Origin of the sequence: Alkalihalobacillus sp. NPDC127517 (assembly GCF_050276055.1) — a bacterium.
Lineage (GTDB): Bacteria > Bacillota > Bacilli > Bacillales > Bacillaceae_D > Alkalicoccobacillus.
The window spans coordinates 187,415-204,678 of sequence record NZ_JBNNQX010000009.1 but is presented as its reverse complement, the minus strand read 5'-3'; the positions used below and the strand labels follow the sequence as shown (position 1 = coordinate 204,678).

At 39.3% G+C, this 17,264-nt stretch carries 21 protein-coding genes, 1 pseudogene and 1 riboswitch; of the genes and pseudogenes, 16 read left to right on the top strand and 6 right to left on the bottom strand.

The window, feature by feature from the left end:
- Positions 1–3: 3 nt before the first annotated feature.
- Genes ACQKKO_RS14230 through mnhG form a run of 7 tightly spaced genes read left to right on the top strand, consistent with a single transcriptional unit; the run spans position 4 to position 5,750 of the window.
- Positions 4–2,412 (top strand): Na+/H+ antiporter subunit A, encoded by a 2,409-nt coding sequence (locus tag ACQKKO_RS14230; RefSeq protein WP_498648268.1) that lies wholly within the window; start codon positions 4–6, stop codon positions 2,410–2,412.
- Positions 2,409–2,840, top strand: a complete 432-nt coding sequence (locus tag ACQKKO_RS14225) for a Na(+)/H(+) antiporter subunit B (protein ID WP_498648267.1) — start codon at positions 2,409–2,411, stop codon at positions 2,838–2,840. Before ACQKKO_RS14230 ends, ACQKKO_RS14225 begins: the two co-directional genes overlap by 4 nt.
- Positions 2,840–3,178, top strand: coding sequence for a Na(+)/H(+) antiporter subunit C (locus ACQKKO_RS14220; protein WP_498648266.1), 339 nt, complete (start codon positions 2,840–2,842; stop codon positions 3,176–3,178). Before ACQKKO_RS14225 ends, ACQKKO_RS14220 begins: the two co-directional genes overlap by 1 nt.
- On the top strand, positions 3,171–4,652 hold the full coding sequence (locus tag ACQKKO_RS14215; protein WP_498648264.1) for a Na+/H+ antiporter subunit D: 1,482 nt from the start codon (positions 3,171–3,173) through the stop codon (positions 4,650–4,652). The genes ACQKKO_RS14220 and ACQKKO_RS14215 overlap by 8 nt, the downstream gene beginning before the upstream one ends.
- Positions 4,653–4,655: 3 nt before the next feature.
- Positions 4,656–5,132 (top strand): Na+/H+ antiporter subunit E, encoded by a 477-nt coding sequence (locus ACQKKO_RS14210; RefSeq protein ID WP_498648261.1) that lies wholly within the window; start codon positions 4,656–4,658, stop codon positions 5,130–5,132.
- Positions 5,132–5,407, top strand: coding sequence for a Na(+)/H(+) antiporter subunit F1 (locus ACQKKO_RS14205; protein WP_498648259.1), 276 nt, complete (start codon positions 5,132–5,134; stop codon positions 5,405–5,407). Before ACQKKO_RS14210 ends, ACQKKO_RS14205 begins: the two co-directional genes overlap by 1 nt.
- The gene (gene mnhG, locus ACQKKO_RS14200) at positions 5,394–5,750 is read left to right on the top strand and encodes a monovalent cation/H(+) antiporter subunit G (protein WP_498648257.1); all 357 of its coding nucleotides are present in this window, start codon (positions 5,394–5,396) and stop codon (positions 5,748–5,750) included. Before ACQKKO_RS14205 ends, mnhG begins: the two co-directional genes overlap by 14 nt.
- Positions 5,751–5,811: 61 nt before the next feature.
- Here the strand turns inward: mnhG and ACQKKO_RS14195 are convergent, their stop codons facing one another.
- On the bottom strand, positions 5,812–6,594 hold the full coding sequence (locus ACQKKO_RS14195; protein WP_498648255.1) for a phosphatidylserine decarboxylase: 783 nt from the start codon (positions 6,592–6,594) through the stop codon (positions 5,812–5,814).
- Between the two features lie 133 nt (positions 6,595–6,727).
- On the opposite strand from ACQKKO_RS14195, the gene pssA reads away from it, so the two are divergent.
- The 6 genes from pssA (at position 6,728) to ACQKKO_RS14165 (ending at position 11,379) form a co-directional block, all read left to right on the top strand.
- Positions 6,728–7,267: a CDP-diacylglycerol--serine O-phosphatidyltransferase gene (pssA, locus tag ACQKKO_RS14190; protein WP_498648252.1), complete on the top strand. Its 540-nt coding sequence runs from the start codon at positions 6,728–6,730 to the stop codon at positions 7,265–7,267.
- Positions 7,268–7,520: 253 nt separating this feature from the next.
- The gene (locus ACQKKO_RS14185; protein ID WP_203086399.1) at positions 7,521–7,793 is read left to right on the top strand and encodes a non-specific DNA-binding protein Hbs; all 273 of its coding nucleotides are present in this window, start codon (positions 7,521–7,523) and stop codon (positions 7,791–7,793) included.
- A 14-nt stretch (positions 7,794–7,807) separates the two neighbouring features.
- Positions 7,808–7,906, top strand: a riboswitch (TPP riboswitch).
- A gap of 148 nt (positions 7,907–8,054) precedes the next feature.
- On the top strand, positions 8,055–8,861 hold the full coding sequence (gene thiD / locus ACQKKO_RS14180) for a bifunctional hydroxymethylpyrimidine kinase/phosphomethylpyrimidine kinase (protein WP_498648249.1): 807 nt from the start codon (positions 8,055–8,057) through the stop codon (positions 8,859–8,861).
- Positions 8,862–8,884: 23 nt separating this feature from the next.
- Positions 8,885–9,550, top strand: a complete 666-nt coding sequence (tenA, locus tag ACQKKO_RS14175) for a thiaminase II (RefSeq protein ID WP_498648247.1) — start codon at positions 8,885–8,887, stop codon at positions 9,548–9,550.
- Positions 9,551–9,638: 88 nt separating this feature from the next.
- On the top strand, positions 9,639–9,749 hold the full coding sequence (locus tag ACQKKO_RS14170) for a YjcZ family sporulation protein (RefSeq protein WP_210340737.1): 111 nt from the start codon (positions 9,639–9,641) through the stop codon (positions 9,747–9,749).
- Positions 9,750–9,855: 106 nt separating this feature from the next.
- Positions 9,856–11,379: an FAD-dependent monooxygenase gene (locus tag ACQKKO_RS14165; RefSeq protein WP_498648245.1), complete on the top strand. Its 1,524-nt coding sequence runs from the start codon at positions 9,856–9,858 to the stop codon at positions 11,377–11,379.
- Positions 11,380–11,434: 55 nt separating this feature from the next.
- Here the strand turns inward: ACQKKO_RS14165 and ACQKKO_RS14160 are convergent, their stop codons facing one another.
- A complete protein-coding gene (locus ACQKKO_RS14160; RefSeq protein ID WP_498648243.1) occupies positions 11,435–12,229 on the bottom strand; it encodes an SGNH/GDSL hydrolase family protein in 795 nt (264 codons plus the stop codon).
- Positions 12,230–12,330: 101 nt separating this feature from the next.
- On the opposite strand from ACQKKO_RS14160, the gene ACQKKO_RS14155 reads away from it, so the two are divergent.
- Positions 12,331–13,341 carry an NADP-dependent oxidoreductase gene (locus ACQKKO_RS14155; protein WP_498648241.1) on the top strand — a complete coding sequence of 337 codons (1,011 nt, stop codon included), beginning with the start codon at positions 12,331–12,333 and terminating at the stop codon, positions 13,339–13,341.
- Positions 13,342–13,454: 113 nt separating this feature from the next.
- Here ACQKKO_RS14155 and ACQKKO_RS14150 read toward each other — a convergent pair whose 3' ends face one another.
- Positions 13,455–13,715 (bottom strand): hypothetical protein, encoded by a 261-nt coding sequence (locus tag ACQKKO_RS14150; protein WP_498648239.1) that lies wholly within the window; start codon positions 13,713–13,715, stop codon positions 13,455–13,457.
- A 381-nt stretch (positions 13,716–14,096) separates the two neighbouring features.
- On the opposite strand from ACQKKO_RS14150, the gene ACQKKO_RS14145 reads away from it, so the two are divergent.
- On the top strand, positions 14,097–14,438 hold the full coding sequence (locus ACQKKO_RS14145; protein ID WP_498648237.1) for a PH domain-containing protein: 342 nt from the start codon (positions 14,097–14,099) through the stop codon (positions 14,436–14,438).
- Positions 14,439–14,588: 150 nt separating this feature from the next.
- On the opposite strand, the pseudogene ACQKKO_RS14140 reads toward ACQKKO_RS14145, so the two are convergent.
- Positions 14,589–14,804 (bottom strand): annotated as a pseudogene (locus ACQKKO_RS14140) (RNA polymerase subunit sigma-70); the annotation flags it as partial.
- A 15-nt stretch (positions 14,805–14,819) separates the two neighbouring features.
- Here ACQKKO_RS14140 and ACQKKO_RS14135 point away from each other — a divergent pair.
- Positions 14,820–15,017 carry a hypothetical protein gene (locus ACQKKO_RS14135; RefSeq protein WP_498648235.1) on the top strand — a complete coding sequence of 66 codons (198 nt, stop codon included), beginning with the start codon at positions 14,820–14,822 and terminating at the stop codon, positions 15,015–15,017.
- 81 nt (positions 15,018–15,098) lie between these two features.
- Here the strand turns inward: ACQKKO_RS14135 and sigK are convergent, their stop codons facing one another.
- Together sigK and ACQKKO_RS14125 are read right to left on the bottom strand one after the other, a co-directional pair.
- Positions 15,099–15,803 (bottom strand): RNA polymerase sporulation sigma factor SigK, encoded by a 705-nt coding sequence (gene sigK / locus ACQKKO_RS14130; protein ID WP_498648234.1) that lies wholly within the window; start codon positions 15,801–15,803, stop codon positions 15,099–15,101.
- Positions 15,804–15,963: 160 nt separating this feature from the next.
- The gene (locus ACQKKO_RS14125; RefSeq protein WP_498648233.1) at positions 15,964–17,151 is read right to left on the bottom strand and encodes an aminotransferase class I/II-fold pyridoxal phosphate-dependent enzyme; all 1,188 of its coding nucleotides are present in this window, start codon (positions 17,149–17,151) and stop codon (positions 15,964–15,966) included.
- Positions 17,152–17,264: the final 113 nt, after the last annotated feature.

Genomic DNA, 17,264 nt, shown 5'->3' with positions numbered 1-17,264 from the left:
ATCTTGTCAATTTTGCATTGGGCTATACTCACACCTTTTCTAGGTGCAGTCTTTATCCCGTTTTTGTTTCGTTATGTAAAAAAAGCCCATACTGGCTGGTTTGTCCTATTCATTCCGTTAGTATTGTTTTTGTACTTTATACGTTTTCTATCTACTACATCAGATGGCAATGTTGTATCAAAAACAGTTGAATGGGTACCGTCGCTCGGTATTAATTTCACAGCCTACGTTGATGGGTTAAGCCTTTTATTTGCCTTACTAATATCAGGTATTGGTGTTTTAGTTGTTCTTTATTCCATCTTTTATTTAGATAAAACCAAAGAACAACTTCACCAATTTTACGTCTATCTATTAATGTTTATGGGTGCGATGTTTGGCGTTGTCTTATCAGATAACTTAATTGTTCTCTACATATTCTGGGAGCTGACAAGTCTTGCTTCAGCACTACTAATCAGCTATTGGTATAATCGGGATAAGTCCATTTATGGTGCTCAAAAATCAATGCTAATCACTGTATTTGGTGGATTTTCGATGCTTGCCGGCTTTTCACTTTTATACGGTGTTGCAGAAACGTTTAGTATAAGAGAATTAATCGAACAGGCTGATCTCATTGCTGCAAGCTCGATCTTTATTCCAGCTATGATTTTGATCTTACTTGGAGCATTTACTAAGTCTGCTCAATTTCCGTTTCACATTTGGCTACCCGATGCAATGGAAGCTCCTACTCCAGTAAGTGCCTACCTCCATTCAGCTACAATGGTAAAAGCAGGAATTTATCTTGTAGCAAGGTTAACCCCTCTATTTGGTGGTTCTTGGGAATGGTTCTGGATCCTAACAATAGCAGGGATCATCACCTTATGTTGGGGCTCTGTTTCCGCGGTACGTCAAAAAGATTTAAAAGGAATTTTAGCCTTTTCGACCATTAGTCAGTTAGGAATGATTATGGCTCTTTTAGGCATAGGGTCTGCTTCCTATTTTTATGATTCGGACAATTCAACAGCGTACTTTGCAGTAGCAACGGTTGCCGGTATCTTCCACTTAGTAAATCATGCTACATTTAAGGGTGGATTGTTTATGGCTGCCGGAATTATCGATCATGAAACGGGAACAAGAGATATTCGCAAGCTAGGCGGATTAATGAGTATTATGCCTATTACTTTTACCATTTCCTTAATTGGACTAGCTTCAATGGCAGGTATACCACCATTTAACGGCTTTATCTCAAAAGAAATGTTCTTTACAGGCACATTGAGAGTTACGGAAATTTCTGAGATTGGAAGTTTAGGTATGCTGATTCCAATTTTCGCATGGATCGCTAGCATTTTTACTTTCTTATACTGTCTAATTATGTTTGTTCGCACCTTTTTTGGTTCATTTAAGCCGGAGGAACACGAGAAAAAAGCTCATGAAGCACCGATTGGAATGCTAATTAGTCCTATTATTTTAGTGAGCCTTGTGATTGTAATTGGATTGTTCCCTGGCCTTATTGCAAAACCTCTAATTCAACCAGCTGTAACAGCTATTCTTCCTCAGCTCGCTGAAAATTCAGAGTTTGCTGTTAAGCTTTCCATGTTTCATGGTTGGAATACAGAATTATTTATGACAATCGGCGTCGCAGTCGGGGCCATTACCTTATTCTCATTTATCAAAAAGTGGGAAAAGCTAACGATTTACAATCGAGAACGTGATCCACTTAACATGTTTTACGATCGCGGTTTAGACGGACTTGTATCCGGATCTCAAAATGTAACAAGAGTACAAATGACCGGTCTGCTTAGACATTACTTTACGTACATGTGTGTGTTTATTGTTGGATTACTTGCTTACACTGCCTTCCGATCAAACGCATTCGTGTTTTCAATGGAGGAAGCGGCGTCAGTTCCAATCTTTATGTGGATTTTAACCGTTCTGTTCATCTCGGCAACGATTAGTACTATTTTTGTGAAAAAACGAATTACACTTGTTATCATTGTTGGATTCGTTGGATTTTTAATGGCGCTTCTATTTGTGGTCTTTAGAGCACCGGACTTAGCACTAACTCAACTACTTGTTGAAACGGTGTCTGTCCTCTTATTCATGCTTGCTTTTTACCACTTGCCTGAGCTACCAAAGGAAACAGCTAAAACACCAATTAAAGTTAAAAATGTAGTCATCTCAATAAGTGTAGGAGTAATGGTTACACTTATCGGTATCAGCTCATTCATCATGGGATCAAATAGTGGACTAACCTCCGTTTCAGAATATTTCATTGAAAACAGTAAGACATTAGGTGGCGGATACAACATGGTTAACGTCATCCTTGTTGACTTCCGTGGACTAGATACCATTCTTGAAGGTTTAGTCCTTGCTATTGCAGCACTTGGTGTTATCGCTATGATTAAATTACGATTTAAAGGAGGCGAAGATGTGTGAACAAGTCAAATGATATCTTATTGCAATATCTGACGCGAATTACTGTATTCTTCGTCTTCATTTTCTCTGTCTACTTGTTTTTTGCTGGTCATAATCAACCTGGAGGAGGCTTCATTGGAGGATTAATGACTGGCTGTACTTTTTTGTTACTCTTTCTAAATTTCGATCGAGAAAAGATTAAAAAAGCATTACCTTTTGCATTCACATCATTCATTGCAATCGGACTGCTCATTGCCCTTGGAACCGGTACATGGAGTATGGTATTTAATGGTGATCCTTTTCTCACTCACTATTTTGACTACTTTGAATTACCCTTTTTAGGAGAAACTGAGCTAACATCAGCCCTTCCTTTTGACTTAGGTATCTATCTAATCGTCATTGGGATTGCGGTCACGATCACGTTAGCGATTGCGGAGGATGATCAATAATGGAAATCTTAATGTCAATCATCGCCGGAGTTCTCTTCATGGCTGGAACGTACCTCTTGCTCTCTAAAAGTCTTTTAAGAGTGGTTATGGCACTAGTATTGTTATCACACGGTGCCCATTTACTTTTATTAACAATGCCTGGCTTAACGAGAGGGGCCGCTCCTCTCCTCAACCTTGGAGATTCAGCATTCACTGATCCATTGCCACAAGCGATGATTCTAACAGCAATTGTTATTAGTTTTGGTATTACCGCTTTTGTGATCGTTCTAGCATATCGAACATACAAGGTTCATAACACAGATGATTTAGAAGAATTAAGAGGGTCTGCCGATGAATAATTTATTAATCTTACCGGTGCTGATCCCTATGATTGTGGGATCACTACTTATCCTTTTCCAACGTCAACCAAGAGTTCAACGTGTATTAAGTTCAATAACAGTATTCGTTTTATTGGCTCTATCTGTATACCTTTTGATCTTTGTTTATCAAAACGGTATAACGACACTAGAGTTCGGTAACTGGCCAGCTCCATTTGGAATTGTTTTTGTTGCTGACTTGTTTTCTAGCTTTATGGTTATTCTGTCTTCACTCATAGGTACCGTTTGCTTGTTCTTTGGATTTTTTACACTCTCAAAGGAAAGAGAAAAATTTTACTATTATCCATTTTATCTTTTCCTGCTGACTGGGGTAAACGGTGCATTTCTTACAGGAGATTTGTTCAACCTTTTTGTATTTTTTGAAGTCATGCTCATCGCCTCTTACATTTTAATTGTATTTGGAGGGACGAAGTATCAGCTACGCGAGTCATTTAAATATGTTGTAATCAATGTGTTTGGCTCAATTTTGTTCCTTGTGGCTCTTGCCTATATTTACGGGATAACAGGTACAGTGAATATGGCTCACCTTGCTGAGAGAAATGCAGAGCTCGGTCAAACAGGAGCGCTTCAGGTATCTGCGATTATCTTATTAATCGTTTTCTCCATGAAGGGCGCATTATTCCCACTGTATTTCTGGTTACCTAGATCTTATTTTGGGCCTCCAGCGGCCATTGCGGCCTTGTTTGGCGCCTTATTAACAAAAGTAGGTATCTATGCGATTATTCGGATGTTTACGCTCGTATTTAACCAAGACATTGCTTTTACTCATACGCTGATTTTAATTATGGCCGGATTAACAATGTTCTTTGGAGTTCTCGGAGCGGTATCTCAGTTTGATTTCAAGCGAATCCTCTCATACCATATCATTAGTCAGGTTGGCTATATGGTTATGGGGCTAGGGTTATTTACAAAAGTGGCCATTGCCGGAGCTGTTTATTATATTGCTCACCATATCATTGTAAAAGCTTCACTCTTTCTATTTGCAGGTGTCACTCAACGGATCACCGGGACAACTGATTTAAAAAAAATGGGAGGCGTACTTGGAACGCACCCTCTACTCGGATGGATGTTCTTTATATCAGCGGTTTCTCTTGCTGGAATTCCTCCTCTTAGTGGCTTTTTCAGTAAGTTTCCACTCATTTTAGATAGTTTAACGGGTGGACATTATATTATTGGTACAGTCGCTTTGATAGTTGGTTTGTTAACCCTTTTCTCGATGTTAAAAATCTTTATCTATGTATTTTGGGGTGAACAAAAGCATATGCATGAGCAAGAAAATATTAAAGTAGGAAAGTTACTCCTTCCTATTGTGCCTTTAGTATTATTAACCGTTGTACTTGGGTTTGCAGCTGAGCCGATGTTTACCTTTTCATTAGAAGTAGCTGACCAATTACTTACACCAAGTATGTATATTGAAGCCGTTTTAGGAGAGTGAGACATGGCTATACAGATTTTATTAAATATCATTGCAGCAGTAGGTTGGATGTTATTTCAAAACAGCTTCACCTTTGTCGATTTCACAATAGGATACGTAATAGGTATCTTAGTTCTTTTCTTAGCTCGTCGCTTAATAGGATACGAGTTTTACTTACGACGAGTGTTTGCAGCGATTAAATTATTCATTCTTTTCTTAAAGGAACTTTTAATTGCAAATATTGATGTAATTAAGATTGTACTCTCTCCAAAGCTTAATATAACTTCAAGTATCGTTGCAGTTCCGACCAAGCTTGAAACGAAGGGAGAAATTACGCTTCTAGCTGTTTTAATTACATTAACTCCTGGAACATTATCTATGGACTTCTCTGATGATAGTCAAACAATCTATATTCATGCTTTGGACGCTCCAAATCGTGATGAATTAATTAAGGGCATTCAGGAAACGTTTGAGAAAGCCATTATGGAGGTGACCCGTTAATGTTTTCAACTGTTTTAATGATTGTTTTGGGGATCCTTTCAGTTTCTTTACTTCTTTGTTTTGTAAGAGCAATTTTAGGACCAACAACATCTGATCGAATTGTGGCTCTTGATACTTTCGGGTTGATCCTAGTTGGAACAATAGGAACCCTTATGATCCAACAAAAAACAATTGCTTATTCTGAGGTTCTTCTTGTCATTGGAATTTTAGCGTTTGTAGGGTCTGTAGCCTTATCGAAGTTCTTAGAAAGAGGTGGTTTATTTGAGCGCGATTGAGTGGATCATCTCCATCTTTTTACTAGCAGGCGCCCTTCTTTGTTTACTTGCTGCATTTGGAATCAACCGACTGCCTGATGTCTATGCAAGACTTCACGCGGCTGGTAAAAGTACAACGCTTGGAACAGCGACTCTTTTAGTTGGAGCTTTCTTGTACTTTATGTTCATACAAGAACAATTTGTCGGGAAAATCTTGTTAACCATTCTGTTTGTTTTCATGACTTCTCCAATGGCTTCCCTTATGATCGCACGTTCAGCGCATCGCATTGGTGTGCCGTTCCACGATAAAGACATTCGAGACGATTTAAAACGTTCGTATGAAGAGGAAGACTCATCAAAATAAAAAAGCCCCAATTTATGAAAAATGGCGAACATTCCAGGATTGGAATGTTCGCCATTTTTATTTATCGCTCTCCTACCTTTTCTCCCATCTTTACTTCTGTTGGAACACTCTCTTTGGTTAATGTAAGCGACTGAGCACTCCAAATTAAAACAACCGTAGAACCAAACGAAAAGTAACCGATCTCTTCACCCTTTTTCAAATCATCGGATGAGTGTGTTATTTCAATCGAATTGATGTTCATGGCTCCAACCTTAACCATCGCCATTTTATGCCCATCTTCTGTTTTCACCTCTGAAATCACACGAAAGTTACCTGAAAGGGGCTTTTTCCCATACGTCATCCCTAATTGATTCACAGGGTATGAACGTGAACCAAGTGACCACCTCTTTAACACGGAACCAGAAAGCGGCGCATGAAATCGGTGATAATGACTGGGGCTTAGATAAAACACTGCATATTGGCCATTCTCGTATGCCTCAGCCGCACTCTCTGATCCAAGCATGGTAGTAAGAGAATACGTTTGTCCTTTTACAGTAAAAGTCTTACCCGCATCAAGATGCCCCTGCTCAGCCAATACACCATCAACAGGACTCACAACACTGTTAGACTCTTGGTCAATTGACCTAGTATTTGGTTTAAGTTCACGAATAAAAAATGAATGTAAGTTTTCAAACCGATGAATGGGTAAAAGAATTTCTTCTTTGTTTATATTAAATGTTCTTATAAATAATGGGATAAAGGGCTTGCTTACTTTCGAAGTGGAAAAACGCTTTAATCGCTTGGACATAAAGGGTCCATTTGTAAGCTCCACACACGCGCAAAAAAACCAGCGAAAACCTTTCATTACATGTCTCCAATCATTCTTATTTTCTTTTTTACTCTGTTTCTCACGTTATTCTCATGATATAATTATAGATTCATACAGTTTTTAGCAGTTTTGTTTGATTAACTGTATTATAAAAGGAGAGTGAACGAAGGTGTTCTTATTACAAAGGCTTGATTCTTCTTTAAAGAAGGTTAAAGGCCAAATTGCAAACGCCTTAACACTAATCAATCTAGGCTTTGGAGCTTTAGCCATTATCTATGTATTTCATGACCAATTAAGAGTAGGATTACTTCTCATTGCTATTGCAGCTGTTTTTGATCGTTTAGATGGAGCGGCCGCACGAAAATTTAATGCTACCTCTGAATTAGGTAAGCAGCTTGATTCATTAAGTGATATTATTTCCTTTGGTGTAGCCCCTGCTATGCTCATGTACCAGGCGGCTTTAGTTGAGTTCGGTATGCCAGGAGCCATTTTCGCAATCATTTATATTATGTGTGGCGCCCTGCGTCTGGCACGTTTCAACATTACAGAATCCAATCAGTATTTTGTTGGTTTACCTATTACGGCTGCTGGTTGTATTCTCACATTTTTAACTCTATTCGTCAATTATATCCCTTATTATGTATTTATGTATGCAATTATTGCTCTTTCCCTTCTTATGGTGAGCCCATTCCGTGTCCGCAAATTTTAACTCAGAACCCTTGATTGTTTTTTAGGAGAGGACGCATAGCAATCACGTTTTCTATGATGTCGTATATTTTGCTAAAAAATGATAAAAAAGTCTCTATTGAGCGTTTATTTAACCCAAATCTCTTGACTTAACAAGGATTCATGAGTAAATTTGAAGGGCAGGTTATTAAATACTTGTCGTAAATAAAGATTGTTATGTCGCTACTTACGTAATGATCTTTTCTATCTTAAAGGAATGAAAGGGAGTTATCTCAATGAACAAAACTGATTTAATTAACGCAGTATCCGAACAAGCGGATCTATCTAAGAAAGACGCTTCTAAAGCAGTAGACGCTGTATTTGACAGCATTACTTCTTCTCTAGTAGAAGGTGGAAAAGTACAACTTGTTGGTTTTGGTAGCTTCGAAGTACGTGAGCGTTCTGCTCGTAAAGGCCGTAACCCACAAACTGGTGAAGAAATTGAAATTCCAGCAACAAAAAATCCTGCGTTCAAACCAGGTAAACAGCTTAAAGACGCTGTAAACTAATAACTGAATGACAGACTAACCACTAGGGGTGCACGATGCTGAGAGAGGCGATGCCTTAACCCTAATTACCTGATCTAGTTAACACTAGCGTAGGAAAGTGGCACGTAATTGTCCATACATAGTAGATCGTATGGTTTATCTGATCGTTTATGTGCACCGCTTCTTATGAGAAGCGGTGTTTTTTTTGGAGATGTATCACATTAGTTAACCTTTTTAATCATCGTTCCGAAGTAAGTCAAAATAAAGAAATGAGGAATGAAGATGTCTATCCATACAGCATTAACCATCGCAGGAACAGACCCTACTGGTGGCGCTGGGGTACAAGCTGATTTAAAAACATTTCAAGAGCGAGAAGTATTTGGTATGAGTGTCATTACGTCCGTTCTTGCTCAAAATACAACTGGTGTTCAAATGATCCAACACATGCCTCTCGACCTGATTCAAACACAGCTTGAATCGGTTTTAACGGATATTCCCCCTTCTGCGGTGAAAACGGGGATGATTGCCACTCCTGAGATGATGGAGGCATTGGTTGACTACCTACAAGGCGTTAAAGTGCCTTACATTTGTGATCCAGTGATGATTGCTAAGAGTGGAGATCCTTTAATGGATGAACATTCACGCAAATCCTTACGTGAAACCTTAGTACCCCTTGCAACCATTGTTACGCCAAACATTCCAGAAGCGAGCGATTTAATTGAGATGAAGATTGAAACAGTCGCTGATATGGAAAAAGCGGCTAAACTCATTGTGAACGAGCTTGGCGCTAAGGCAGCGGTCATTAAAGGCGGGTATCGAACAGATCATTCAACGGATGTGCTGTTCTCAAATCAAACCATGACCCATCTGCATGCAGACAGAACCGATACAAAACATCTGCATGGAACAGGCTGTACCTTCTCAGCAGCAATCACTGCAGAGCTTGCAAAAGGGAAGTCTATTGAGGAAGCCGTCTCAATAGGAAAAGCATTCATTACGGATGCAATTTCTTATACCCTCCAGCTCGGTTCTGGAAATGGTCCAACAAATCATTGGGCATTTCGTTTAAAAGGGTTACCTGGAGAATAAAAACGATGGTGAGGAGTGAGTAGATGTCTTTTACGAAGGATTTACGTCAAAAAGCAGATTCAATCTGGAAAGCGAATCATGAACATGCATTTGTTCAGGAAATCGGATCAGGAACATTAGACATTGAGGCCTTTAAGTATTACATGAAACAAGATTATTTATATCTTATTGAATATGCTCGAGTATTCGCACTTGGTGTTGTGAAGGCACCAGATTTGGATACAATGGCTACCTTTGCCTCCTATTTGCAATCGACTCTCCATGAAGAGATGTCCCTCCATCGCTCGTACGCACAGCGCTTAGGCATTACAAATGAAGAATTGGAGCTATCGATTCCCGCTCCTACTACGATTGCGTATAGTAGCTATATGATCAGTGAAGCACAAAAAGGCTCCTTAGCTCATCTCATCACAGCCATTCTTCCGTGCGCATGGAGTTATTCGGAGATAGGAAAACGGCTCGCTCGTTTACCTGGAGCACTTGAACACCCTGATTACGGAGAGTGGATCCACATGTATCAAGACGATGAATTTAAGGAAATTGCTGACTGGTTATGTTCTAAGCTTGATGAACTTGCGCTCTCTTTAGGAGAAGCTGAACGAAAGCAGCTTGAAGACATCTTTCTTACTTCAAGCCGGTTCGAATATCTGTTTTGGGACATGTCTTATCAGCAGTCGCATTGGGAGTAAATCGGCAAACAGATTCTAACATAAAATAAGTACCCCTTTCTCTTGTTACTGCATAGTCTATGTTATGTCTTGGAAAGGTGGTGGCAACATGGGAGAATTTGAATGTGGAAAAGGCGGCGGTTACGCTGGTGGCGGCTTCGCGTTTATCATTGTTTTATTCATTCTTTTAGTAATCATTGGAGCTAGCTACGTATACTAATTTGTAGTAAGTCGGAGCCACTTAAGTAGTGGCTCTTTTTTCGTTTGAAACGCGTCGTTCAAGGGAATCGTTAGTAGATAAACCGTCCGTGATTGGAGTGATTTGAATGGAGCAACCTCACGTGTTAATAGTCGGAGCCGGCCCTACCGGATTAGCTTTGGCACATAGACTAACGCATTACAACATACCTTTTCGAATAATCGACAAACGTCCCGGACCAGATCATAAATCCAGAGCCATCGGTATTCACGCCAGAACACTTGAACACTATGATCAATTACAGGTCGCAGATGACGCAGTAAACCTCGGTATTAAGATGCCCGCTGCGCATATACACAAAGAAACAAAGGAAGTTGGCTACGTGAATCTAGGTAACATTGGCAAAGGGTTAAGTCCTTTTCCATTTGTATTAAGCCTCCCGCAGGATGAACATGAAGAATTACTCATACACCAGCTAAAAAGGCTTGGGATCACGGTTAATTGGCAAACAGAGTTGCTTTCCTTTAAAGAGACTTCAGATGGTGTTGAAGCAGTTGTTGCATGTGATCACCACGAGGAAACCATCCATGTTTCTTACCTCTGTGGATGTGATGGTGCCAGAAGTATGATCCGACAAACACTCGATATTTCATTTGAAGGCACTACATACAAAGATTTATTTTACATTGCCGATGTAGAAGCTAAAGGAGAAGCGACATCTTATACTGATATTAATTTAGCCTTATCTAAAAAAGGGTTTTGTATGGTTTTACCTGTAAAAAGTAAAGGCACCCAGCGTCTCGTAGGAATTGTTCCAAGACTTTTAGCGGAAAAGCCTAATTTAAGCTTTTGGGATATTGAGCCCTCCCTACAATCCTTAATGAACATTCATGTCAAAAACGTTAACTGGTTCTCTTCTTTTAAAGTTCATAAACGCGTAGCGGCAACCTTTCGAAAAGGAAGTGTCTTTTTGTTGGGAGATGCTGCACACATTCATAGCCCTACTGGAGCACAAGGGATGAACACAGGTATTGGAGATGCGGTAAACCTTTCATGGAAATTAGCTTCTGTGTTAAAAAAGAATGCAGACCCTGCGATCTTACATACTTACGGGCTGGAAAGAAGAAGATTCGCTCGTCAGCTTGTCGCAACCACTGATCAGGCGTTTAAGGCGATGGTAAGTCGTAACGTGCGTGGTACAATCCTTAGAAACTTTGTTCTCCCGCATATCGTTCCTATAGCAAGTCGGTTTACATTCAGTCGCAAGCTAGCGTTCCGTTTTCTTTCTCAAATTCATGTTCGCTATCGTAAAAGCGTATTAAGCGAAGGACGAGTGGGTTCATTAAATGGCGGAGACCGGCTGCCTTGGTTGAATTCAAATAGCATCGATAACTACGAGCCGCTTCAAACAGCAGACTGGCAAATTCATGTATACGGAAAACCAACAGAAGAGCTTGAAAACTTTTGCAAGGATTACTCCCTCCCATTATTTAGCTGGGACTTTCACCCAGACTACAAGAGGGCAAAATTTAGTGAACATGCACTCTATCTCGTTCGACCAGATGGGCACTTGGCGTTTATTAACAGAAACCAAGATGTTGAGAAGCTGTTAACGTACTTAACGGCATTTAATGTATCAACCGTTAATTGAATGCACCTAAAAAGCGAATGCCCTTCGGAAAACCGAGCATTCGCTTTAATTATGACTACGCTTGGATCATAGACTCATTTATTAATTCAAACCACATCTGATAGCCCTCATCATTTGGATGAGTCCCATCATCTAATAAGGAATCAAGGTCAATTTCTTCTTCCTCCAATTGTCTATTCCACCCCGTATAACTATCAAAATAATCCCATCCAGATTCAATGATAAACTGTTCTGTCTCATATACATATTCCTCAAAATCTAATTCAGATGTAACAATGGAATACATCGACTCATTTATCGGATTTGGAGCCATAAATACCAAATATGCATTAGGAAGTTCTTCTTCTATTTTTTGAGCTGCCGTTTGGATTGACTCTTTTGTATCAATAATTGGTTCATCGTGATAATAGCTATTAATGACACTAGTCTCAAACAAGATCACATCTGGAGCGGACTGAATAAGTTCATCCACATCGCCCTCGTCAATTAAATCACTCACCTTAAATCCGCTTACTGCAAAGTTTGTCACATTTACAATTTGCTCTGATTCGTTTAATGATGATTCAAGCAGAGATGGCCACGTTTGATTGTACTCACTGGCTCCCTGCCCTTCCGCTACACTACTACCTATCACCGCCACTTCAACAGGTGAGTCCTCACCACTACTGGCGATTAATTCCTCCTGAAAAGAGTGATCTGGTTGTGCTTGAATAAATAAATTGTCACTGGACGTTACTGGGCTACTTTCCTCCCTAACTCCAGCCTCATCTGCATCTAGATTCATCATAAACCAAGTGGCTCCAACCACTACGATCAGTAAAATTGACATAACAATATACGATTTCTTCATCCTATCCAACTCCTAAATTAATCAATCATAAGCATACGCTTTTCTTTCTATACCCTTCCTGTGTTAAAGTGAACTGAATCACAAATCAGGAGGGATTTATTATGCCTAAACAACTACTTTTTAAAGAAAGACCAAACGGATTACCTGACTCTAACACATTCTCTGTTGAAGAAATTGATAAAGGAACTCCTAGTGAAAATGAACTTCTTGTAAAAACATTATATCTTTCCGTAGATCCTTACATGCGAGGAAGAATGTCCGATGCTAAATCATACATTGCTCCCTTTGAAATAGACAAGCCGATCGCAGGTGGAGGAATTGCACAGGTAGTCGAATCTAAAAACTCATCGATTAAAGAAGGAACCATTGTGACTGGATTTCTTCCTTTCCAAGAATATGCGGTTGTTCCCGCTGATCAAGTGCGAGTGCTCGAGATGCATGGCGCTCCAATCTCTGCAGCATTGGGTGCATTAGGTATGCCGGGATTAACAGCCTACTTCGGATTAAACGATATCGGACAACCTAAAAAAGGCGAAACCGTAGTGATCTCCGGAGCAGCCGGTGCAGTAGGCTCCATTGCAGGTCAGTTGGCCCGACTAAAAGGCTGCCGCGTTGTAGGAATCGTCGGCTCCAAGGAAAAAGAAGAGCTTCTTGTAAACGAATTTGGATTCGATGCCGCTGTAAACTATAAAGATGATCAATACGCGGAGCAACTAAAAGAAGCGTGTCCAGACGGCATTGACGTGTACTTCGAAAACGTTGGTGGCGAAGTATCAGATCACGTGTGGCCGCTATTAAACCCACTTGCGCGTATCCCTGTTTGTGGTGCCATTGCAAGCTATAACTTGAAAAAAGGTGAACAGGATAATGGCCCACGTGTTCAAACCTATCTAGTTAAAACAAGAGCAAGAATGCAAGGATTTCTTTATGGTGATTACGCTGATCAATACGAAACAGCTTACCGTGAAATGAGCGAATACGTTAAAAACAAGGATATTATCTTCAAAGAATCCATTCTTGAAGGATTCGACCGAATTCCTGAAGCGTTTAACGGATTATTCAGTGGTCAAAACATTGGCAAGCAGCTTGTTAAAGTAGCAGATCCTTCCTAATTAAAATAACAAAAAGCCATAAGAACATTCGGTTTCCCGATTCTTATGGCTTTTTGTCATGAAAAAAGTCGGTTACTTCTTTATAGCCTATCCATTTATCCATTAAACCCATTTTATTTCTTTACGCTAAATTCTTGAGCGAATTTATTTAAGAACACAACATTTTGTTTTGTAACCTTTCGAAACTGACACACATCACGATGAATATCCGCAGTATGCACCATCTTTCGATATAAGGTAGCATCTACAGATTCCCTACAGTGTGACACGATCGTTTTCAATGAGTGCTGTAAATGAGGCGGCACAGAATGTTTTTTGATAATGCCTTGATGGATGATTAAGATAAATGAATAAGCTTCAACGTTGTACTTCATGACATACACCCTTATCACTATGTTATTTCTATATTATGTATTTTATATAAAAATAATTAGATGATCAAGGAATAACCATCCGAAAATAGGTATTTAGACATGATTTAAATGTAATGGTATTGATATTGAGTTTAAATACGATAGTACAAAAAGACTAATCAGTTGTGCATGTATCGAATTTAAAATGACGTGTGGGCTAAGGACCACTAAACACCTGTCATAAATATCTCATGTTTAATACATCCCCGCTGAATAAACTGTCAGCTTCGTTCTTTTCCCTTTAAGCCGCTATTAATCTTTAACGGCGATTCTTTTTCATTTAACAAAAAAATCAAAATTTATTGTATACTGGAATGAACTATCTAGAAGGATGTGACCAGTATGACCACATTTCAAGATCAAGTGGCTCCTATCGGGAAGACTTATTTACTTGTATATAGTACACACTTAAAAACACTTAGAAGTCTCTTAGAATCAGACGAACGTATCCTTACAATCGGCGTTCAGTCCATTCATGGAAATAGGATATTTGCTATTACTGAAAATCGCTTAATTGTTGTAAAAGGTAAAGAACACCAAACATTTGAACGTGATAAAATTCAAAACATAAGAGTAAAACCAAAAATGTTTAATCATGAAGTTTCTTTTAATTACAATGAGGAGAAATATCATTACTTACCCGAGGAAGGAACGAAGCTTTTCTCACCCTTAACAGCTTCGTAATTACATAATTGGTAAGGAGAGAGGCTCATTAGATTACGCCACTAGAAACTCACTGATTTCACTTCAATCTCTTTTGATGTTAGTGTGGATACTCAATTGCAATGATAACAAAAACCCAACCATCTCTTTACTATGGTTGGGTTCTCTTATAATCACATCGACAATATTATCTCCATCCTCCTGGAGCACATCGATCAGAGTCATTTCATTATCCTCTTTATCTGTACCAATTGGACCGTGCAGGGGCCATCTTTACGGGACTTTTTTGAGAGCCCGTAGATGCATGAGTATTTCGTTCTCTATACATCTCGCTGCATACGTTGCAAGATTTGTGCCTTTGCTTTCTAAATAGCTTTTAATCGATTTAAATGGAGCGTGATCATGATAGAGTATTATAAGAAAGCAGTTTTATTTTCGGCTTTCATTTGTTATATCTGTGCAATTGGTGGCGTCATATTCCTTCTGATAAAAGGAAAAGAATTGATTGAATATAATGTTAGCGCAGGTGCGATGCCAATATTAATTTTAATTAGTGTACTTATGGGTATTCTGTTAACCTTTCAATATAAAAAGCTATAAATTTAACTACGGTACGCACTTCCAAAAAAGAATTGTAATTAAGTACTTCTTTGAAATCAAGGATAGGTATGTCCCACCCCCTCAGCCTTTCCCTTTACTCTGCTTATAAAACTCATGAAACAGTTTCATCAAGGCGCGCTTTTCAATTCGCGATACATAACTCCTGGAAATGCCTAATTCCTTAGCAATTTCTCGCTGGGTCCGCTCTTCTTCAAGGCTTAATCCAAACCGGCCGACAATGACTTCTTTTTCACGGTCATCTAACACATGAATGAACTCGTAGATCTGCTTTTTCTCCATTTTCGTTTGAATCACATCAACAATATCATCCGCATCCTCCTGGAGTACATCGATAAGAGTAATTTCATTCCCCTCTTTATCTGTCCCAATTGGATCGTGCAGAGAGACATCTTTACGGACTTTCTTAAGCGCACGGAGATGCATGAGTATTTCATTCTCTATACAGCGTGCCGCATACGTTGCAAGCTTTGTACCTTTTCCTTCTGAATAGCTTTCAATCGCCTTAATTAACCCAATTGTTCCAATTGAAATGAGATCCTCGGTGTCTTCACGCGTATTTTCAAATTTCTTAACGATGTGAGCGACGAGTCTTAGATTGTGCTCAATAAGTAAGTTTCGGGCCTCCGGATCGCCTTCAGCCATTAACGCTAAGTATTTTCGTTCCTCGTCTTTTTTTAATGGCTGAGGAAAAGCATTGTTCTTTACATATGATACAAACACGACCACTTCTTTAACGAAAAAGGAGATTGCTGCAAGTATCCCCATACGTCACCCCCAAAAAATCTGTTTCTTATACTTATGCGGGAGTGGGCTTGGTCGTGTCTGTACCGTTAAAAATAGCCTTTACTCAAGGATTTCTATCCAAACCAATCGTTCATTAGTTTAGCATAGAAAAAAGAATTCATTCGCCTATCTTTCGTTGATCTTATACTTTTTCTTCATATAAGATTTGTTCAATCGCATAAACGGTTTCATCTAGCTCTTCTCTTGTATGTGCAGCTGATAGGAAAAATCGAATTCTCGCTTCCTTTTCTTTTACTGCTGGATGAATAATCGGCATCGCATTAATCCCCTTTTCAAATAATCGTTCAGCAAACCATAAAGCTCGTTCAGATTCTCCTAAGATAATCGGAATAATTGGGGAGTCTTCACTTAATCCGGTATCCACGCCTAATTGTTTTAATCGTCCTAATAAATAGGCCGCGTTATTTAAAAGGTGATCAACCAATTCTGGTTTGGATTGAATGACACGGAGGGATTGAGAGGCAGCTGCCGCATTAGCCGGCGTCATACCAACACTGAACACAAAGCCGGGAAGGTTATAGCGTAAAAAGGTAACGAGGGATTTGTTTCCTGCGATATATCCACCACAACTATTTAATGACTTACTCATTGATCCCATAAGCACGTCAACATGTGTTGGGTCTACTCCATAATAGCTTGTTATGCCTCTACCACCATGTCCAATTGTCCCTATTGAGTGGGCTTCATCCACCATTAATATACACTCGTATTGGCTCTTTAGTTGAATGAGTTCCGGTAGCTTACAGAGATCTCCATCCATGCTATATACACCTTCAACAATAAGTAAGACGTTTCGATACTTGTGTCTGAATCTCTTCAGAAGTTTGTCCAGGTGGTTCATATCGTTGTGCTTAAATCGAAGCATTTTCGCACCTGATAGCTGTACCCCTTGCATAATACTGTTATGAACAAGCGCATCACAAATGACTAAATCTGATGCGTCAACTAGCTGTGCAATCGTGTTCACATTTGTACTGTGCCCGCCTACTTGCACAATACTATCCTCAACCCCTAAAAAGTCAGCAATGTCACGCTCAAGTGAGCGATGTAGAGGGATTTCACCGCTTAGCAATCGACTGCTTGAAACAGACGTCCCATATTGATAAATCGCTTGAATGGCAGCCTCATTAACTTCAGTTGATCCATTTAAGCCAAGATAATTATACGTAGAATAATTAATTTTACTTTTTCCATTCACTTTTATCTTGTTTGTCGCTACTCCTTCATTCACTCGAAAAAATGGTAGATTATCCAACCGCGTATCCATCTGTTGAAACTGTTGAAACCCAGGGATCAAATTTAAACTCATACAATATCATCCTTTCTAGTAAGATATATGTATAAGTTCGATTCCATTCACGTAAATCCTTTTATATACAGAAATTAAACATTTGTGTAAAAAAAAGAGCCTCATCCTTTTAA